The 15,264-nt window shown below is 53.3% G+C and carries 16 protein-coding genes; 6 read left to right on the top strand and 10 right to left on the bottom strand.

Annotated features, from left to right (window positions below; all coding sequences use genetic code 11):
• Window positions 1-155 precede the first annotated feature (155 nt).
• The 3 genes from H3L93_RS02015 to H3L93_RS02005 form a co-directional block, all read right to left on the bottom strand.
• Window positions 156-587 (bottom strand): NfeD family protein, encoded by a 432-nt coding sequence (locus H3L93_RS02015; protein ID WP_003797500.1) that lies wholly within the window; start codon window positions 585-587, stop codon window positions 156-158.
• An 88-nt stretch (window positions 588-675) separates the two neighbouring features.
• Complete coding sequence (locus H3L93_RS02010) at window positions 676-1,089, bottom strand: OsmC family protein (protein ID WP_003797501.1); 414 nt, start codon at window positions 1,087-1,089, stop codon at window positions 676-678.
• Between the two features lie 101 nt (window positions 1,090-1,190).
• Window positions 1,191-1,493, bottom strand: coding sequence for a hypothetical protein (locus tag H3L93_RS02005; RefSeq protein WP_003797503.1), 303 nt, complete (start codon window positions 1,491-1,493; stop codon window positions 1,191-1,193).
• Between the two features lie 149 nt (window positions 1,494-1,642).
• Between H3L93_RS02005 and lpdA the strand changes: the two genes are divergently transcribed.
• The 3 genes from lpdA (at window position 1,643) to H3L93_RS01990 (ending at window position 4,170) form a co-directional block, all read left to right on the top strand.
• Window positions 1,643-3,073 carry a dihydrolipoyl dehydrogenase gene (gene lpdA / locus H3L93_RS02000; RefSeq protein WP_003797505.1) on the top strand — a complete coding sequence of 477 codons (1,431 nt, stop codon included), beginning with the start codon at window positions 1,643-1,645 and terminating at the stop codon, window positions 3,071-3,073.
• An 82-nt stretch (window positions 3,074-3,155) separates the two neighbouring features.
• Window positions 3,156-3,716 carry a hypothetical protein gene (locus H3L93_RS01995; RefSeq protein WP_155803179.1) on the top strand — a complete coding sequence of 187 codons (561 nt, stop codon included), beginning with the start codon at window positions 3,156-3,158 and terminating at the stop codon, window positions 3,714-3,716.
• Between the two features lie 70 nt (window positions 3,717-3,786).
• Window positions 3,787-4,170: a RidA family protein gene (locus H3L93_RS01990; protein WP_003797509.1), complete on the top strand. Its 384-nt coding sequence runs from the start codon at window positions 3,787-3,789 to the stop codon at window positions 4,168-4,170.
• Between the two features lie 454 nt (window positions 4,171-4,624).
• Here the strand turns inward: H3L93_RS01990 and H3L93_RS01985 are convergent, their stop codons facing one another.
• Window positions 4,625-7,345: a FimV/HubP family polar landmark protein gene (locus tag H3L93_RS01985; RefSeq protein ID WP_003797513.1), complete on the bottom strand. Its 2,721-nt coding sequence runs from the start codon at window positions 7,343-7,345 to the stop codon at window positions 4,625-4,627.
• Between the two features lie 255 nt (window positions 7,346-7,600).
• Between H3L93_RS01985 and adk the strand changes: the two genes are divergently transcribed.
• From adk to H3L93_RS01970, 3 genes are all read left to right on the top strand, one after another.
• Window positions 7,601-8,248 (top strand): adenylate kinase, encoded by a 648-nt coding sequence (adk, locus tag H3L93_RS01980; protein WP_003797515.1) that lies wholly within the window; start codon window positions 7,601-7,603, stop codon window positions 8,246-8,248.
• A gap of 85 nt (window positions 8,249-8,333) precedes the next feature.
• Window positions 8,334-8,927, top strand: coding sequence for a CNP1-like family protein (locus H3L93_RS01975; protein ID WP_003797517.1), 594 nt, complete (start codon window positions 8,334-8,336; stop codon window positions 8,925-8,927).
• A 121-nt stretch (window positions 8,928-9,048) separates the two neighbouring features.
• Complete coding sequence (locus H3L93_RS01970) at window positions 9,049-9,930, top strand: NAD(P)H-hydrate dehydratase (protein WP_003797522.1); 882 nt, start codon at window positions 9,049-9,051, stop codon at window positions 9,928-9,930.
• A gap of 152 nt (window positions 9,931-10,082) precedes the next feature.
• On the opposite strand, the gene H3L93_RS01965 is transcribed toward H3L93_RS01970, so the two are convergent.
• From H3L93_RS01965 to H3L93_RS01940, 6 genes are all read right to left on the bottom strand, one after another.
• Window positions 10,083-10,391, bottom strand: coding sequence for an integration host factor subunit beta (locus tag H3L93_RS01965; RefSeq protein WP_003797524.1), 309 nt, complete (start codon window positions 10,389-10,391; stop codon window positions 10,083-10,085).
• Between the two features lie 12 nt (window positions 10,392-10,403).
• Window positions 10,404-12,077, bottom strand: coding sequence for a 30S ribosomal protein S1 (rpsA, locus tag H3L93_RS01960; RefSeq protein ID WP_003797525.1), 1,674 nt, complete (start codon window positions 12,075-12,077; stop codon window positions 10,404-10,406).
• 210 nt (window positions 12,078-12,287) lie between these two features.
• Complete coding sequence (locus H3L93_RS01955) at window positions 12,288-12,530, bottom strand: hypothetical protein (RefSeq protein WP_155803180.1); 243 nt, start codon at window positions 12,528-12,530, stop codon at window positions 12,288-12,290.
• A complete protein-coding gene (gene cmk / locus H3L93_RS01950; protein WP_003797529.1) occupies window positions 12,500-13,162 on the bottom strand; it encodes a (d)CMP kinase in 663 nt (220 codons plus the stop codon). Before cmk ends, H3L93_RS01955 begins: the two co-directional genes overlap by 31 nt.
• Before the next feature lie 413 nt (window positions 13,163-13,575).
• Window positions 13,576-14,634 (bottom strand): transaldolase, encoded by a 1,059-nt coding sequence (gene tal, locus H3L93_RS01945; RefSeq protein ID WP_003797532.1) that lies wholly within the window; start codon window positions 14,632-14,634, stop codon window positions 13,576-13,578.
• Between the two features lie 187 nt (window positions 14,635-14,821).
• Window positions 14,822-15,226, bottom strand: a complete 405-nt coding sequence (locus H3L93_RS01940) for a bacteriohemerythrin (RefSeq protein ID WP_003797534.1) — start codon at window positions 15,224-15,226, stop codon at window positions 14,822-14,824.
• Window positions 15,227-15,264 lie beyond the last annotated feature (38 nt).

The raw sequence follows: 15,264 nt of genomic DNA, 5'->3' as shown, positions 1-15,264 counted from the left end.
CGCATTGGCGTTGATTAAGAAGCTGTATTCACATTTTCATAGGCAGATTTGATGGCATAAAAGCGCAGCAAGGTTGGACACCTTGCGGGCATTTTTAACGCGGTTGCCGCGTTTTAGGGCACAAAAGATACCTATGAAAATAGTGAATGCAGGTTCTAAGCCAACGGTTCAATCAGCAAAGTGATGCCGTCTTTGCCACAGATGCGCGCGTTGTCGCCCATTTGAAAATCGGCATGCGGGCGCACGGCGCGGGCTTCCCATGTGGTGCCGCGGTAAAACACGCGCCATGCCCCGCCCGACAGCGGCTGCTCAATTTGCACCACGCTGCCGATGTCCAAATCGTTGCCTTGGTGCAATGTTTTGTTTTTGGGCGATTTGCCGCGCAAACGGTAAACATACAGCGTGCCCACCGCCGACAAAAACGCCGCCGCCAGCATGCTCGCCACCGCGCCGGCGTTAAACAGCCAAGCCGTCAGCCCTGCGCCTGCCAACGCGGCGGAGAGCACCAGCAAATACACCGTGCCGCTGAACAGTTCCAACACAAAAACGGCAACGGCGGCAATCAGCCAATAAGTCCAAAGAGCCATGATTTTTTCCTTTTTGGATTGCGTTGAGATGGGGTTTCGCTTGGCAAACGCGGCAAACCCGTTTTCAGGCTGCCCTAGTGCGTAGATATTAGGCTTCCGCCACTTCCACGCTGTGCGTAATCGGCGCGATTTTGCTCATCATCACACACGCCGAGCAATCGTGCGCCAGTGAATCGGCGATGATTTTGTTCACTTGCGCCGCATCCAAGCCGCGCCCCAGCACCTTGTAATGCACATGAATTTTGGTGAACACCTTGGGCGCGGTTGCCGCGCGTTCCGCTTCCACGCTCACGATGCAGTCTGCAAAGCCCGCCTGCACTTGCAACGCGGCGGCAACATCCACGCTGGTGCAGCCCGACATCCCCATCAGCATCACTTCCAACGGGCTTGCCCCGCGCTTCCAGCCCTCTGCCGCCGGCGTGCCGTCCATCACAATGCTGTTGCCGTGTTCGTTGGCGGATACAAATGTTTTGTTGCTTAACCATTGGGTGGTAATTTTCATGATTTTTCCTTTTAAACAAGATGATAAGTGTGAACCATGCGCCGCATAGGCAGCCTGAAACGGCAAATGGTTGATAGCGGGCTATCGTGGCTGCGCGGTTTTCAGGCTGCCTTTTCCGCCGCACTCAGCAACATAAACGTCAGCACTAAGGGGAAAACAGGTCCCACCAAAAACACCAGCAGCCACAGCATCAAATTATCTGCCAGATTGCGCAGCAGCTTGAAATAACCCCACGCATAAAGCCCCGTAATCACGCCGCCAATAATCATCCCCAACAGCGATGTGCCGCCACCAAGCAAAAACGCAATCACACCATAAGCCAACGCCCATTGCCATGTGCGCGAAGTTTCCTGAAATGTGTCTTGCAGCTTACCAAAAATTAACAGAATCAATGCACCAAACATTTCGTTCTCCTTATTCGCTTGACTGCCATCTCAGCCAAGTGTAATTTAACACAAATTCACATAGTTAGGCAGCCTGAAAGCCTAACTTTACAGTATTTTTCAGGCTGCCTCGGCAAACCACAACCCATTGTTCCCATTAGGAGAAAACCATGTCTCAATCATTTGACGTTGCCGTTATCGGCGCAGGGCCGGGCGGCTACATCGCAGCGATTCGCGCCGCGCAGCTGGGCTTCAAAACCGTGTGCATAGACGCGGGCAAAAACAAAGCAGGCGATGCCCCCGCGCTGGGCGGCACTTGCCTGAACGTGGGCTGCATTCCGTCCAAAGCCTTGCTGCAATCGTCCGAGCATTTTCACGCCGCGCAGCACGATTTCGCCGAACACGGCATTTCGTTTTCAGGCAGCCTGAAATTTGATGCCGCCAAAATGATTGAACGCAAAGATGCGATTGTGAACAAGCTCACAGGCGGGATTAAGTTTCTGTTTCAAAAAAACAAAATTGAAAGTATTTTTGGGCGTGCTTCGTTTGCAGGCAAGCAAGGTGATGAATGGCTGTTGAATGTGGACAATGGCGCGCAAATCGCCGCCAAGCACGTTGTGATTGCCACAGGCTCTGCGCCGCGCGGTTTGCCCAATTTGGTCAAAATCAGCAATGTGAACGTGTTGGACAACGAAGGCGCGTTGAACTTAACCGCCGTGCCCAAAAAATTGGGCGTGATTGGCGCGGGCGTGATTGGCTTGGAAATGGGCTCGGTGTGGCAACGCTTGGGCGCAGATGTGCATATTTTGGAAGCCGCGCCCGCGTTTTTGCCCGCCGCCGACCAGCAAATCGCCAAAGAAGCGTTTAAATATTTCACCAAAGAACAAGGGCTGGCGATTGATTTGGGCGTGAAACTCAACCAAATCACCGAATACAAAGACGGCGTTTCGGTGGCATACGAAGTGGCGGGCAAGCAACACACCGCGCAGTTTGACAAACTGATTATCGCCATCGGGCGCGTGCCTGTTACGCAAGGCTTGGGCGCGGAAAACGTGGGCTTGGCGATAGACGAGCGCGGCTTTATTGCGGTGGACGATGAATGCCGCACCAATTTGCCCAATGTGTGGGCGATTGGCGACGTGGTGCGCGGCCCGATGCTGGCGCACAAAGCCAGCGAAGAAGGCGTGGCGGTTGCTGAGCGCATCGCAGGGCAAAAACCGCAGGTGGATTTGGGCAACGTACCGTTTGTGGTGTACACCGACCCCGAAATCGCATGGGTGGGCAAAACCGAAGAGCAGCTAAAAGCCGCAGGCATCGCGTATAAAAAAGGCACATCAGGCTTTGGCGCCAATGGGCGCGCGCTGGGCTTGGGCAAAGCCAAAGGCACGATAAAAGTGTTGGCAGACGCGCAAACCGACCGCATTTTGGGCGTGCACATGATTGGCGCGATGACCAGCGAACTCATCGCCGAAGCCGTTGCCGCGCTGGAATTTAAAGCCAGCAGCGAAGACATCGCGCGCATCATCCACGCGCATCCTACGCTGTCGGAAGTGTTGCACGAAGCGGCGTTGGCGGTGGATAAGCGGGCGTTGCATGGTTAGCGTGGGGTGAATGGAAGGCAGCCTGAAACGGGGAAAACCGATTTTCAGGCTGCCTCATTTGGATTTTGAACAGGGAACAAATATGACAAAAGAGCCCTTGAAAACAATAATTAAGAATTGGTTTTCATCCCGAGAAGGCGTGGGGATTGCCCTTATATCAGTCGTTTCCACATCGTACTATTTTATTGCCTCATCCAATTTCCCATTGACGTTTCCTTTTTTTCAGCCCCGTTTTATCCATGCGCAAGAAATCAAAATAAACCAATGGAGACAAACCAAATCTGGCGACGCGATTGCTTTCGTGCACAACAATCTGCCTTACGCCGTACCCTGCTATCGCGCCGAGAAAAAAGAATTGACCGCTTTGTGCGACACGGTAAGGTTTAACGGAGTGGCAGTCGTGAAAAACATGGTTTTCTTGCAACCTTATTCAGGTGCAACAAATGTTTTGATTACGCAAGGCACATTGTCGCAACCGCAAAGCGAAACGCCGATTGCCATCAGCCAAGACAGGCAGAACAGATTTGTGCGCTTGGAGCAAATTTGGTTTCAAATTTTCCTTGCGCTTGCGCTATGCAGTGTTGCGTATCTAGCCGCGCATATTTACATTGTGGTGCAAGACATACGGCGCGAACGCTTGTGAACGCGCTTGCCCTGCAAAAGGCAGCCTGAAAGCCGCCCCAACAAATTTTCCCCAACCCTAGGAGTTCATCATGAGCAAAACCGTTATCCACACCGACCAAGCTCCCGCCGCCATCGGCGCATACAGCCAAGCCATCCGCACAGGCAACACCGTTTATTTAAGCGGACAAATCCCGCTTGTGCCTGAAACCATGCAGCTGGTAAGCGAAAACTTTGAAGAACAAGCGCACCAAGTTTTCAAAAACTTGCGCGCCGTGTGCGAAACCGCAGGAGGCAGCCTGAACGACATCGTTAAGCTCAACGCCTACCTCACCGATTTGTCCCACTTCGCCACCTTCAACGCCGTGATGGAACAATACTTCGCTGTCCCCTACCCTGCTCGCGCCGCCGTTGGCGTGGCATCGTTGCCACGCGGCGCATTGGTGGAAGCCGAAGCCGTTTTGGTTTTGCCTTGATGTGATGCCAAAGCCGTAAACAAGTAAACAGGCGGATTTTATTTCCGCCTTTTTTGCACCAACACGCAACGGCATGATGGTTTATTTTGTTTTCAGGCTGCCTCAACGCTTTGCCAAATCCAAAGAGGCAGCCTGAAAATCAAAAGCGGAACGACAACGGCTCGCTGCCAAATGGCGTATTTATTTCGCATTAAATAGGGCATGACCGGTTAACGGAATATTGGCAAGCCACCGACACACCATCGATTGCCCATTAAACAAACGTTTCAGGCTGCCCACGATTTTTTCCAAGACCCAACCCCAAAGGCAGCCTGAAAACCAATCTACTCAACAAAAACCGTTTAGCCCAATACCAACCGACTTGGCTTTTTCAGGCTGCCTCTATCCCCCAGCCACAAAAAAACACCGCTATGCCTGTACACATAACGGTGTTTCTTAACATCACCAACAGCGACTAGCCGCCCAATTCATCCAGCAGCTGTTGCGCTTGCGTTTGAATTTCGCCATGGGATTCGGTAACCAATTCGCGCAAGGTTTCGCGCGCTGCCACGGCATCATCAATTTCCAGATACATTTTCGCCAATTCCAATTTCGCTTCCAAAGGCTCGGTCAAGCCCACCGCCTCGGAAACAAAACCTGCATCGTTATGCGCCGTTTCAGGCAATTCTTCAATATCCCAAGAAGCCAAATCGTCCACAGCGTGTTCAACCGCAGGCGCAGCAGGCTCGTCAAATGACAAGTCGTCAAACGAAGGCGCGGACACGGCAGGCTGCTCAAACGACAAATCATCAAATGCAGGCGCAGCAACCGCAGGCTCTTCCAAAGACAAATCGGCAAATGACTGCCCGGCAGGTTCAAACGCGGGCGTTTCAGCAGCAAAATCGACCGCAGCGGGCTCTGCCACAGCAAAATCCAAGCCGTCGTCCAATGCCGCATGAGCCGCAGGCTCGGCAGGCGTTTCAACCGCAAAATCATCTAATGCGAAATCCATTGCATGGTCAACCGCTGGCGCTTCAACGGCAGGCGCATCAACGCTGAAATCATCCAACGCCACTTCGGGCGCGGTAAAGTCCATTGCAGGCTCGGCAATCGCAGGCGCATCTAAATCGGCGGCAAATTCAGGCACTTCGGGCGCATCCAACACAGGCGCAACTTCTTCAACCGCAGGCGTATCCAGCGAGAAATCATCAAACGAAACTTCAGGCGCGGCAACATGGGAAGCGGCTGCGGCAACGGCTGCGGTTGCTGCGGCAGGCGCAACAATATCGCTTGCGTCAAAATCCAAGAAGTCATCGCTTGCAGCGGTTTCTGCCGGCGTATCGACAATATCGGGCAACGCGTTGTTAAATGCGTCCAAATCAAACGTTGTTTCTTCGGCAGGCGCAGGAATAATATCATCCGCCTGAATCGAATCATCAAACGATAAGAAATCATCGGCTGCGCTCACAGCGGTTTCAGGCTGCCCAATCGGCGTATCATCGATAACGAAATCATCGGCGGCAACCGCATCACGGCTGCTGAGCGAATGCGCAGGCTCTGCAACGTCCGGTTCAACTGAAACGATGTCATCCACTTGCCAATCATCCGCGTCAAACGATGTGGCATTTTCTGCCACCAACAACGGATTGGCATGGGCATGCGGTTCTTCTTCAACCGATAGCGCCCATTCATCAGAGCTGTCATCAAACTGCTCGGGTTCAAAGTCATCCAAATCAAATGTTTGGCTGGAAGCGGCAGGCGCAACATCAGTATCGACAGGCGGCAAATCAAAGAAATCATCGCTGCTGTCGTCTGCTTTTGCGACGCCGGTATCCCGCATCCAATCGTCCGTCTCGGGGCTGGCCGTGCCATCAAATTGAATGTCGCTGCCATCAAATTCTTCGTCGCCGGCTGCGTTGTCGTCATCAAATGAATCGGCACGCGATTTTTTGCGGCGGCCCAACAAATAAGCCGCGCCTCCGCCCAATACCGCCACACCGGCCAAGCTTCCGCCAATCAATGTCCAATCTAAGCCTTCGTCTGTGGCCGGTTCTTCCGCAGGCGGTGTGGGTTGCGGCTCGGCAACGGGTTCGGTTTTTTCTTCTGCAACAGATGCGGCTTCAGCGGATGCCGTTTCAGCAGGAGCCGTTTTGCTTTCGGAAGCGGCAACGGTGTTTTCAGGCTGCATCTGTTCAGCTTGCGATGCTTCCGGTTGAACGGGTTTGGTTTCTTCAACCGCAGGTTTGGATGCCTCGGGTTGCGCGGGCGCTACGGGTTTCGCTTTTTCTCCCACCGCTTTTTCTGCAACAGGCGGTTCTTCAGCCGCTTGGTCTTTTGCCTTGGGTTTAATGGGCTCAACAAGTTTTTTAACCGGCTCAACTTTTACAGGAGGCGGCGTAACCACTTTGCTGGGTGTTTCTTTGGGTGTTTCTGCCGTATCGGGTGTGGTATTTTCTGTTACCGCGGGCGCAACAATTGCCGCGCCGCGAGAAATGCGCGGTGTTTGAGATTTGCGTTGCGCCGATTTAGCGTAAGCGTGGAATTGCGATGCGGTGGGGATATACAGCGTTACATTGTGATACATCCTGCCGTTGCGGAATGCGCGTGGGTTGGCTGCCATCAAAGCACGCACGGCACGCTGCACGCTCATGCCCTGCGGGCGGTAACGGGCGGCGATAGAAGCCAAACTTTCGCCCGCTTGCACACGGTGGTAGCGCGGGCTGGTTGCGTATGTTTTTTCTGTGCGCGGGGTTGCTTCACGCGTTTCTTGTTGGATTTCAACATCATCGTTTGCAACGGCATGATGTTGCTGCTGCGGTTTCAGCTCAACCGCTTTACGCGTGTCGCGATTAGAACGCGCCTGTGACGGATTAGGGCGATAGTGCGAAGGATTTATCATGGCGGTATATTGGCGAGTTTGATTGCCCGCGCGGACAGTGAAAGTCAAAATGGGGTCGTTTACAACGGAATTGGAGCGAAGACGAATAATAGCATTGCCATCGCCATGAGGGGCAACGGTGCCGCTGATGCCGTTGCCCGATACGCTTGCGCCGTTTTGCAATACCGCTTTGGCTTCCTGCCCTGTTACCACGATGCTGCCTGAAAAAGGCTCGCCCAGATTAGATTGCACGTTCACGCCGCCAATGCCTGCCACTGCGCTAAACGATGTGATTAGCGACAGCGATACTGCAATCATTTTTGTATTCGTTTTCAAAATTCATCTCCCTATCCGTGCGAACGCCCGCAAGCGGATTGATACAAAGCTTAACAATTCTTAAAGCATTATGATAGCCGTTTATTCTCGTTTCTGCCAAGCAGAACCGCATTAAACCGCCCGGAATATAGCCTACTTACCACAACTTAACGCAACGGCGCGTTCCCGCCCCCTTTTAGGCAACCTGAAAACATATTATGATGCGCTTTTCTTACTCTTTTTAACGAAAGCGAAAACATGAAAGTTTTACTATTGGGCGCACCGGGCGCGGGCAAAGGCACGCAAGCGCAATTTATCACGCGCGAATTTGGCATTCCGCAAATTTCCACGGGCGACATGCTGCGCGCGGCGATTAAAGCGGGCACGCCTTTGGGCTTGGAAGCGAAAAAAATCATGGACGCGGGCGGCTTGGTGCGCGACGACATCATCATCGGCATGGTGAAAGAGCGCATTGCGCAGCCCGATTGCGCCAACGGCTTTTTGTTTGACGGCTTTCCACGCACATTGGCGCAAGCCGAAGCAATGGTGGCGGCAGGCGTGGATTTGGACGCGGTGGTGGAAATCGACGTGCCCGATGCAGCGATTGTGGAGCGCATGAGCGGACGGCGCGTGCATTTGCCGTCAGGGCGCACTTATCATGTGAAATACAATCCGCCCAAAGTGTCCGGCAAGGATGACGAAACAGGCGAAGATTTGGTGCAACGTGATGACGACAAAGAAGAAACGGTGAAAAAACGCCTTGCGGTGTATCACGAGCAAACCGAGGTTTTGGTGGATTTTTACAGCAAATTAACGGGCGAACACGCGCCGCGTTATATCAAGGTGGACGGCACGCAACCTGTTGAAACCGTAAAAGAAAATGTGATTACGGCGTTGCAGCGCTAATTCAGCCATCATGAGGCAGCCTGAAAACACGTTTACCCGTTTCAGACTGCCTTAAACCATAGAAAGGATAGAAAGGACGCAAACGATGAAAAAACTTCTGCTTGCCGCGCTGTTGTGCGGCGGTTTTCAGGCTGCCTTGGCGGATGGCTCGGACTATTTGGACCAACGCCAACAAATTTTTATGCAAAACCTGCCCGAATACAACAAAGAATTCAACGAGATGGATGTGCCGCTGCCTGCCGTGCCCAATCCGAACGAGGGCGATTGGTTTGAGCTGTATATTGACAATCTATATAAAGGCAGCCCGCGCATTTTGTTGAGCAGCATCACGCAAGCGCCCGACGGCAGCGTGCGCTATGTGTTCAATAACCGCTCCGAAGCTGGTTACGACAACATTACCGCCGAGGGGATGCTGTGCGTTACGGGAACGAAGCTGCTGGATTCGGAAGGCTCCAAGCTGAAAACCTACGGCTATGCCGATTTGGTGAACCATCGCTGGATTGAGCCGCGCAACGCGCAGTGGACCACGCTGGGCGGCAAACGCAATGCGACCGACCGCGTGCGCCGCGTGTTGTACGATGCGTTTTGCTTGGATACCAGAGCGCGCAGCAGCGACGAAACACTGCGCGCGCGGATTCGCACCCAAGGGAAAACGGAAAAACGCGAATACGGAAAATGATTTTCAGGCTGCCTATTGCATTGGGCAGCCTGAAATTGCATGATGGTTGCCGAACAGCGTTTCAGGCTGTCCCAAGCCGAGTAAACAAAGCAAACCGCTTCATTTCACAAAGGATTTTATTATGATGGTACACATCGCTCCGCCCAACATCGCCCCCTATCGCGCCCACGCGCAGCAATATTTCCCCAGCCTGCTCAACCCGCGCCCCAACAACAGCCACAAAGGTACGTTTGGCACGGTGGGCGTGGTTGGCGGCGGCGAAGGCATGGCGGGCGCGGCATTGCTGGCAGGGATTGCCGCTTTGCAAACGGGCTGCGGCAAAGTGTTCATCGGCTTCAACCAAGCCACGCCGCCCAGCGCGGCTTATGCCTACCATCCCGAATTGATGCTGGATACCGCCGCGCGAACCGTGCAGCGCGACAACATCAACACATGGGTGGTCGGTTGCGGGTTGGGACAAAACGAATCCGCCGCGCGCGCTTTGCACGCCGTGTGGAACAGCAACCACCCGCAATTGGTGTTAGACGCGGACGCGCTGCATTTGCTGGTGAACCATCCCAAATTGTTCCCGCCCGCCAAACACCCCGATTTAGTGCTCACGCCGCACCCTGGGGAAGCCGCGCATCTGCTGGACGTGAGCACAAGCCGCGTGCAAAGCAACCGCGCATGGGCGGCGCGCGAAATCGCCAACCGTTATCGCGCGTGGTGCATCCTGAAAGGACACGAAACCGTGATTTCATCGGCGCGCGGCTTTTTGCATGTAAACAAAACGGGCAACGCAGGCTTAGCGACCGCAGGCAGCGGTGACGTGTTATCGGGCATTGTGGGCAGCCTGTTGGCGCAAGGGATGGCGGCGGAAGAAGCGGTGCCTGCGGCGGTTTGGTTGCACGGCGCGGCATCGGAAATTCTGGCGTATATGCAAGTGGGGCCGATTGGCTTGCTGGCGGGGGAAATCGCGGAAACGGTGCGCTGGCTTAGAAACCGCCTGACGGCGAATATTTGAACGGCATGCGCCATGGAGGCAGCCTGAAAACGGTCAGGCAGGGATGCCCTTTCTGCGGTAAAGCCATTTTCAGGCTGCCTTACTGCCAAAACAAAAAACCGTATCTCAAAAAGATACGGTTTTCTTCATCAGCAAAACTTAATAAACGTATATCAAGCAGCGAAGGCTTGGTCCACGCGCTCGCGCAATTCCTTGCCGGGTTTGAAATGGGGCACGCGCTTTGCGGGCACTTCCACTCGTTCGCCTGTTTTCGGATTGCGCCCAACGCGCGGCGGGCGGTAGTTCAAATCAAAACTGCCAAATCCACGGATTTCAATACGCTGACCTTTTGCAAGCGAGCGGGTCATGGTGTCCACCAAAACCTTTACGCCGTATTCAATGTCTTTGGCTTGCAGCTCAGTGCCTTCATTGTTTTCAATAAACAATTCGGCCAAGCGAGCCATTAACTCTGATTTGGTCATTGTGTTTTACCTTCAGCTTTTGTTCAAAGATGCTTTGAGCAAATCGCCCAAGCTGGTGGTGCCGGCATTGGCAGCACTTGCGGCGTTGATGGATTTCAACGCATCTTGGTCTTCTTTGCGGTCTTTGGCTTTGATAGACAATTTGATGCTGCGGTTTTTGCGGTCAACCGACAAGATGATGGCTTCTACTTCATCGCCTTCGTTCAGCTTGGTGGTCAAGTCTTCCACACGGTCAGCAGCAAATTCAGATGCAGGCAAGTAGGCTTCCACTTCGTCTGCCAAGGCAACCACTGCGCCTTTGGCTTCAACGGATTTCACTGTGCCTTTTACCAACGCGCCTTTGTCGTTCACAGACAAGAAGTTGTTGAACGGGTCGCCTTCAAGCTGTTTGATGCCCAAAGAAATGCGTTCTTTTTCAACATCAATCGCCAACACAACGGTTTCCACTTCTTCGCCTTTTTTGTATTTGCGAACGGCTTCTTCGCCTGATTCAGTCCAAGACAAATCAGACAAGTGAACCAAACCGTCAATGTTGCCCGGCAAGCCAACAAACACGCCAAAATCGGTGATGGATTTAACTGTGCCTTTAAGTTTGTCGCCTTTGTTGTAGTTGGCTTCAAATTCTAACCAAGGGTTAGCTTGACATTGTTTCATGCCCAAGCTGATGCGGCGTTTGTCTTCATCGATGTCCAAAATCATCACTTCCACTTCGTCGCCCAGTTGCACGACTTTGCTTGGGTGTACATTTTTGTTGGTCCAATCCATTTCGGAAACGTGAACCAAACCTTCGATGCCTTGTTCAATTTCTACGAATGCGCCGTAGTCGGTGAGGTTAGACACTTTGCCGAACAAGCGTGAGCCTTGTGGGTAGCGGCGTGCCAAACCTTCCCATGGGTCTTCACCCAGTTGTTTCAAGCCCAAAGACACGCGTTGTTTGTCTTGGTCAAAGCGCAATACTTTAGCTTCCACTTCTTTGCCCACTTCCAACACTTCGCTTGGGTGTTTTACGCGACGCCATGCAAGGTCGGTGATGTGCAGCAAGCCGTCGATGCCGCCCAAATCTACGAATGCGCCGTAGTCGGTGATGTTTTTCACGATGCCTTTTACGATGGTGCCTTCTTGCAGGGTTTCCATCAGGGCTTTGCGCTCTTCGCCCAAAGTGGCTTCCAGCACGGCGCGGCGTGATACGACTACGTTGTTGCGTTTGCGGTCCAATTTGATGACTTTGAACTCAACTTCTTTGCCTTCAAATTGTGAAGTGTCTTTGATGGGGCGCACGTCCAACAAAGAACCGGGCAGGAAGGCGCGGATGCTGTTCACCATAACGGTTAAGCCGCCTTTTACCTTGCCGTTAATCACGCCTGACAGGATTTCGCCGTCTTCCATGGCTTCTTCCAGAGTAATCCAGTCGGCGGCGCGTTTGGCTTTTTCGCGGGACAGTTTGGTTTCGCCGAAGCCGTTTTCTACGGATTCGATGGTTACGGTTACGAAATCGCCTACTTTAACTTCCAGTTCGCCCAAGGGGTTTTTGAACTCGGCGATGTCAATCAGCGATTCTGATTTCAAGCCTGCGTTCACGATGACAAATTTGTCGGTGATGTCTACCACTTCGGCGGTAATCACTTCGCCATAGTTCATTTCTTGGGTGTTAGAGTATTCTTCCAATAACTGGGCAAAATTTTCCATGTTTGGTTTTGCTTTCTATGCACCGCCAAGGTGTGCGGGGTTGGGTTGGTTGATTTGTTTATGCCCTTGGCTCATAAACAAGGTGATTTCAGGCTGCCTATGCAAGGCTGCACTGGAAAAGGAAAACGGCGCATTATACGCGATTTTTGGCGTTTGGGTAGGGTAGAGGGCTGTTTTTTGTGTGTTTTTTTGCTGTGCGGTTTGCGGGAACTAGGGGCAGCCTGAAAAGGGGTAATGCGAAATGGGGGCAAGGATTTTTGTGAACAGGGGTAAAACACGTTGGCGGTGGATTGAGGCTTGGGCGTTGTCAAACTGCGTTTCAGGCTGCCTTTGGCGTTGGGCGGTTGCGTGTGCGTGAGGCAGCCTGAAAAGGGGGGATGAGCCGCGTGAGTGCTGGCTTCTCTTGCATGGGATTTTTATTTTCAGGCTGCCTTTGGGCTGGCTTGATACCAATCCAATACTTGCTGCACGGTTTCTTCTATGCTGCGATGGGAGGTGTCTAGCAGCTTGGCATCGGGCAGTTGCTGCAAGGGGGCGACGGGGCGGCTGCGGTCGGCTGCGTCTCGGGCTTGGATGTCGGCGAGGATTTGGGCAAATGCTGCGCCATCCAGCGGCACGCCGATTTGTTTGGCGCGGCGTTCGGCGCGGATTTGTGCGCTGGCGGTAAGAAAAATTTTGAGCTGGGCTTCGGGAAACACGGTTGAGCCCATGTCGCGCCCGTCTGCCACCAAGCCTTGCGCGGTTAAAAAATTGCGTTGGCGTTGCAACAGGGCTTGGCGCACAGCGAGCAGTTTGGCGACGGCGGATGCGCCCATGCCGATGCGTTCGCTGCGGATGGCTTGGGTTACGTCTTGCCCGTCTAGCCACACGGTTTGACCGCGAAATTCGGCGGGCAATTCGGCGGCAAGCGCGGCGACAGCGGCTTCGTTTGCCCAATCTATGTTGTGATTTTGCGCGTGCAGCGCGGTAAGGCGGTAGAGCGCGCCTGAGTCTAAATATGCCCAGCCGAGCGCGGCGGCAACGCGGGCGGCGATGGTGCCTTTGCCTGAGGCGGAGGGGCCGTCTAGGGCGATGACTTTTTGCATGGTGGTTTCCTTGTGGTGGGCGATGTTTTTTGAATGTTTAGGCAGCCTGAAAAATAAGAAATGCCGTCATTTCCGCGCAGGCGGGAATCTTGTTTGATATTCAGAAATTATTGTAAAAACAAACTGTTATTTAATATTAACCAAGATTCCCGCCTACGCGGGAATGACGGAACTTTAACTATTTCTTGTTTCATTTTAGGTTGTGCAAAGGTTTCAGGCTGCCTTTAAATGATAGGGCAGCCTGAAACGGTCATTTCATCCACGCACGCAAAGCGTGGGTATGGCGGCGCAACGCCATGAGAACGGTTAAACCACATAAAAGTTTTTTCAGGCTGCCTTAGTGATGATGCAGCCTGAAAACGGATAAACGCGCCAAAACGGTTTGAGCTTCGCAGCAGCGCGTAGCCGCGTTTTCAGGCTGCCAATGGGGCGAGCAGCTTGGCAAAGGCTTCTTCAAACTGCTTCAAGCCGTCGTTTTGCAGGCGCGTTGCCAGCGTTTCCACGTCTATGCCCAATTTTTCGGCTTCGGCAAGCTGAGCGAGCGCGGCGGGGATGTTTTCGGGCAGGGTGCGCGCGGCGGTGCCTGTGGCGATGAAGGCTTTGAGCGTGGCATCGGGCACGGTGTTCACCGTGTGTTCGCCGATTAGCGCGTCCACATACAGCGTGGCGGGGTAGTCGGGATTTTTCACGCCGGTGGATGCCCACAGCAGCGACACGCGGTGCGCGCCTTGCGCGGCGAGGACAGCAAACTCGGGGTGGGCGAAATAATCTTGCCAGTCTTGGTAGGCGGCTTTGGCAAGGGCGATGGCGATTTTGCCGCGCAGGTGTTCGGGCAGCGTGCCATCCAGCGCGTTGTCGATGCGGGAGATAAAGAAGCTGGCGACCACTTGAACTTGCGCCAGATTGCCGCCGTTGGCAGCGAGTTGGGTTAAGCCTGCGGCGTAGGCGGTGTAGGCTTTAAGTGTTTGTTTACGCGAGAATAATAGCGTGAGATTGACGTTGATGCCGCTGGCGACGAGGGCGGTGAGCGCGGTTAAACCTGCGTCGGTGGCAGGGATTTTTATCATGGCGTTGGGGCGATTGATGGCTGCACACAGGCGTTGCGCTTCGGCGATGGTGCGCTCGGCATCGTGCGATAGCTCGGGGGAGACTTCCAAGCTCACAAAGCCTGTTTTACCGCCCGTGCTGTCGTATTCGGCGCGGCACACGTCGCAAGCGGCTTGCACGTCGGCGATGGCGAGGGTTTCGTAGATTTCTTGCGGACTTTTGTGTTGTTGTTTCAGGGTTGCAATTTCGGGAATATAGAGCGCGTCGCCGGAAAAGGCTTTTTGGAAGATGGCGGGGTTGGAGGTTACGCCACATACGCCGTCGGCAAGAAACCGGGCGAGTTCGCCGCTTTGCACCAGGCTGCGCGATAGATTGTCCAGCCAGATTTGTTGTCCGAGTTGTTTGACTTGTTTGATGGTGGTCATGCTGTTTTCCTTTGCTGTGGCGTGAAAAGGGGCAATCGTAAAGGTTTTTTTACAGTTTGGGTAGGGGCGGTTGGGGGAATGTTTTTCAGGCTGCCTCAGTGAGACACAATAGGCAGCCTGAAAACGGTAAAGCGCAAATAAAAAAGCGTTTCGCAATGATTGCAAAACGCTTTTTATGCTGCGGGGTTTAGCGAACGCCTGCGGCTTTCACATCGGCGATGTAGCCGTGGTCGTTGAGGCGGATGTGGCGGAACAGCCAGCCATCGCACATATCCAGCACTTCTTGCAAGGCGGTGATGTCGCCGTTTTCAAAACGCCCTTGCAATTCGCCCATTTTTTTGATGAAGTTGGCGTGCACTTTTTTGTGCGGCTCGGTCATGCGGTAATGCGCTGCTTCCAGCATTTTTTCTTCTTCGCCAAAGTGGAAAATGGTGTAGTCAATCAAATCTTGTAGCTCTTTTTTGGTGGCTTCATAGTCGGCTGATTTGAACGCGTCATCCAGCTTGTTGAAGTGGTCAACCAAGATTTGATGTTGTTCATCTACGTCGGCAAAGCCTGTGTTCAGGTCTTGTGTCCAATATACCAGTGCCATGATTTTGTCCTTTAATATTGTATGGTGAGTTAAACGGT

This window comes from Kingella oralis (assembly GCF_014054985.1).
Classification (GTDB): Bacteria; Pseudomonadota; Gammaproteobacteria; order Burkholderiales; family Neisseriaceae; genus Kingella_B; species Kingella_B oralis.
Note: the sequence above shows the minus strand (reverse complement) of the source record. Positions and strands in the feature narration are given on the sequence as shown.

Coding starts and splice junctions, on each gene's coding strand:
- H3L93_RS01965 (WP_003797524.1), bottom strand. CDS start 10,391: ATGACCAAATCAGAGTTAATGGCTCGCTTGGCCGAATTGTTTATTGAA.
- H3L93_RS01970 (WP_003797522.1), top strand. CDS start 9,049: ATGATGGTACACATCGCTCCGCCCAACATCGCCCCCTATCGCGCCCAC.
- H3L93_RS01940 (WP_003797534.1), bottom strand. CDS start 15,226: ATGGCACTGGTATATTGGACACAAGACCTGAACACAGGCTTTGCCGAC.
- H3L93_RS02005 (WP_003797503.1), bottom strand. CDS start 1,493: ATGTTTGGTGCATTGATTCTGTTAATTTTTGGTAAGCTGCAAGACACA.
- H3L93_RS01995 (WP_155803179.1), top strand. CDS start 3,156: ATGACAAAAGAGCCCTTGAAAACAATAATTAAGAATTGGTTTTCATCC.
- H3L93_RS01985 (WP_003797513.1), bottom strand. CDS start 7,345: ATGATTGCAGTATCGCTGTCGCTAATCACATCGTTTAGCGCAGTGGCA.
- lpdA (WP_003797505.1), top strand. CDS start 1,643: ATGTCTCAATCATTTGACGTTGCCGTTATCGGCGCAGGGCCGGGCGGC.
- H3L93_RS01990 (WP_003797509.1), top strand. CDS start 3,787: ATGAGCAAAACCGTTATCCACACCGACCAAGCTCCCGCCGCCATCGGC.
- H3L93_RS02010 (WP_003797501.1), bottom strand. CDS start 1,089: ATGAAAATTACCACCCAATGGTTAAGCAACAAAACATTTGTATCCGCC.
- H3L93_RS01975 (WP_003797517.1), top strand. CDS start 8,334: ATGAAAAAACTTCTGCTTGCCGCGCTGTTGTGCGGCGGTTTTCAGGCT.
- adk (WP_003797515.1), top strand. CDS start 7,601: ATGAAAGTTTTACTATTGGGCGCACCGGGCGCGGGCAAAGGCACGCAA.
- rpsA (WP_003797525.1), bottom strand. CDS start 12,077: ATGGAAAATTTTGCCCAGTTATTGGAAGAATACTCTAACACCCAAGAA.
- tal (WP_003797532.1), bottom strand. CDS start 14,634: ATGACCACCATCAAACAAGTCAAACAACTCGGACAACAAATCTGGCTG.
- cmk (WP_003797529.1), bottom strand. CDS start 13,162: ATGCAAAAAGTCATCGCCCTAGACGGCCCCTCCGCCTCAGGCAAAGGC.
- H3L93_RS02015 (WP_003797500.1), bottom strand. CDS start 587: ATGGCTCTTTGGACTTATTGGCTGATTGCCGCCGTTGCCGTTTTTGTG.